We start from the raw sequence: 2,950 nt of genomic DNA on the forward strand, positions 1-2,950 counted from the left end.
CCTGTAAACGGCTTGCCATGCGATGGAAGCGCCAAGGTGTCTTTTGGTAGATCCAGATACCGCAAGAGCGAAGTCAAGAACAGCTGTAGCGGGTTGGCCTCTGGCTCGCTGGCGTGGACACTGACATTGGTGGAGATGCGCGGCAACACCATGTCTCCGCTGATCAAGGTGGTCAGCTCAGCGCAAAACAATGCCATGTGTTCGGGTGCGTGGCCGTAGCCGCTGATGCAACGCCAGGTGTGGCCCCCGATGTTCAACGTGTCTCCATCCATGATTCTTCGAAAACGGGGTGGGAGAGCAGGGACCAGGGTCGGAAAATACGAAGCGCGTCCTCGCACATGGTCCAAAAAGGACGGTTCTTGTGCACCGTGCAGCGCATAAAAATCGGCCCCTGCTTCCCCGCCAAACCCCAGCGGGTCATAGATGGCGACACGCGCTACGTTGTAGTCCGTGGCACTGATCCACAAGCGCACATCCCAGCGCTCGCACAGCCAATGTGCCAGCCCGATATGGTCTGGGTGCATGTGGGTCACGATGACGCGAAGAATGGGCAAGCCCTCCATGCAGTTTGCAAATATCTGCTCCCACTGCGCGCGGCTCGCAGCGCTGTCGATGCAGCAATCCACCACGGTCCACCCGTCCACCAGCACACCGCCAGCATCCGGCTGGCGATCGCGCAGCAGCCACAGATTGATGTGATCCAGGGCAAAGGGCAGGCCCATACGGATCCAATGCACTCCAGGCGCGACCTCCAAGGTGGCGCCCTCGACGGGCAGCGCGTCGCCGAGCGGGTAGTGGATCTGGTGTTCAAGTGGATTCATGGAGGCGGTGTGATGGGTTAGCATTGACGTTAACGTAAACGTCATGCATTCGATGCATTGTAGGGAGCTGCAGCCACCCGGCTGTCTCCTGTGCGAAACCGATACTGCTGTGTGCAGCACCCACCATGGCCAATACCTACACCATCAGCGACCTTGCCAAAGAGTTCGATCTCACCACCCGGGCGATCCGTTTTTATGAAGACATGGGCTTGCTGCAGCCTGAACGCACCGGCGCCGCCGGCCGCAACCGGGTGTACAGCGCACGCGACCGCACGCGGCTGCGCCTGACGTTGCGGGCCAAGCGCCTGGGACTGTCTCTCACGGAAGCCAAGGAGATCATCGACCTCTATGACAGCCCCCGTGATACCGGTGTACAGCTCCGCAAGTTTCTGGACGTGCTGGTGGTTCATCGCAAACAACTCGAAGAGCAAATGGCCGATCTGCAGGCCAACCTGGAAGAGGTGCGCGAGCACGAAGAAGAGGCGCGCACGCTACTGGCCAAGGTAGAAAAGCAAAATTGATCCATAATTGACGTTTACGTAAACGTAAATCAGGAGACTGCAGTGAGCACGCCCCCCTTTGAGCCGCGTTGCATTGACTTTGCCGACCGCGTGCGCGACAGCTTTGCGCGGCAAGGGGCCATGCAGACGCTTGGCGCGTCGCTGGGATTGGTGGCGCCAGGTGCTGTAGACATTGAACTCCCATGGGCAGCCGCCCTGACCCAGCAGCATGGTTTTCTCCATGCGGGCATGGTGTCCACCGCGCTGGATTCGGCCTGCGGATATGCCGGTTTCACCCTCATGGCGGCCGATGCCGCCGTGCTCACCATCGAATTCAAGATCAACTTGCTGGCCCCTGCCAAAGGCGAGCGATTCCGCATGGAAGGACGGGTGCTGAAGCCCGGCCGCACCATCACCGTCTGCGAAGGCCGAGCCTTCGCTATCGACGGCAACCAAGAAAAGCTGGTCGCCACCATGGGGTGCACTCTCATGGCGGTCACCGGACGCGACAGCATCCAGGGCTGAGCCCTGCCCATTTCCCTACCTTCTACGAGGAGACAAACCCCATGAGCATTCCCGCCAACCTTCCCGGCCTCAACTTCCAGCTGGGCGAAGATATCGATGCCCTGCGCGATGCCGTGCGCGACTTCGCGCAGGCAGAGATCGCTCCCCGCGCGGCCGAGATTGACCGCAACGACCAATTCCCCATGGACCTGTGGCGGAAGATGGGTGATCTGGGCGTACTCGGCATCACGGTGCCCGAGCAATATGGCGGCGCCGCCATGGGCTACCTCGCCCACATGGTGGCGATGGAAGAAATCTCCCGCGCCAGTGCGTCGGTGGGCTTGTCCTATGGCGCTCACAGCAACCTGTGTGTGAACCAGATCAACCGCAACGGCAACGAGGCACAAAAGGCCAAGTACCTGCCCAAGCTCATCAGCGGCGAGCACGTGGGCGCGCTGGCCATGAGTGAGCCCGGCGCGGGCTCCGACGTGATCAGCATGAAGCTCAAAGCCGAGGACAAGGGCGGCTACTACCTGCTCAACGGCAGCAAGATGTGGATCACCAACGGCCCCGATGCGGACACCCTGGTGGTGTATGCCAAGACCGAGCCTGAAATGGGGGCACGCGGTGTCACGGCTTTCCTGATCGAGAAGGGTATGAAGGGCTTCTCGATTGCGCAAAAGCTCGACAAGCTGGGCATGCGCGGCAGCCACACCGGCGAGCTGGTGTTCCAGGACGTCGAGGTGCCCGCTGAGAACGTGCTGGGTGGCTTGAACCAGGGCGCCAAAGTGCTCATGAGTGGCCTGGACTATGAGCGCGCGGTGCTGACCGGCGGCCCCCTGGGCATCATGCAGTCGGTGATGGACAACGTGATCCCTTACATTCACGACCGCAAGCAGTTCGGCCAGAGCATTGGCGAGTTTCAGCTCATCCAGGGTAAGGTGGCCGACATGTACACCGTGCTGCAGGCGGGTCGCTCGTTTGCCTACACTGTGGCCAAGAACCTCGACATGCTGGGCACCGACCACGTGCGCCAGGTCCGCAAGGACTGCGCCAGCGTGATTCTGTGGTGCGCCGAAAAGGCCACCTGGATGGCCGGCGAAGGCGTGCAGATCTATGGTGGCA

At 61.1% G+C, this 2,950-nt stretch carries 4 protein-coding genes; 3 read left to right on the forward strand and 1 reads right to left on the reverse strand.

What is annotated here, in order from left to right; translation table 11 throughout:
* Positions 1 to 866: MBL fold metallo-hydrolase (locus AC04MI_RS24430; protein ID WP_476498952.1), on the reverse strand; the 866-nt coding region annotated here is incomplete at its 3' end.
* An 80-nt stretch (positions 867 to 946) separates the two neighbouring features.
* Between AC04MI_RS24430 and AC04MI_RS24435 the strand changes: the two genes are divergently transcribed.
* The 3 genes from AC04MI_RS24435 to AC04MI_RS24445 all read left to right on the forward strand — a co-directional run.
* A complete protein-coding gene (locus AC04MI_RS24435; protein ID WP_056057775.1) occupies positions 947 to 1,342 on the forward strand; it encodes a MerR family transcriptional regulator in 396 nt (131 codons plus the stop codon).
* 42 nt (positions 1,343 to 1,384) lie between these two features.
* Complete coding sequence (locus AC04MI_RS24440) at positions 1,385 to 1,846, forward strand: PaaI family thioesterase (protein WP_056743734.1); 462 nt, start codon at positions 1,385 to 1,387, stop codon at positions 1,844 to 1,846.
* Between the two features lie 41 nt (positions 1,847 to 1,887).
* A partial coding sequence (locus tag AC04MI_RS24445) for an isovaleryl-CoA dehydrogenase (protein WP_476498953.1) occupies positions 1,888 to 2,950 on the forward strand: 1,063 nt, incomplete at its 3' end.

It is taken from the genome of Acidovorax sp. LjRoot204, assembly GCF_056175785.1.

Coding starts and splice junctions, on each gene's coding strand:
- AC04MI_RS24435 (WP_056057775.1), top strand. CDS start 947: ATGGCCAATACCTACACCATCAGCGACCTTGCCAAAGAGTTCGATCTC.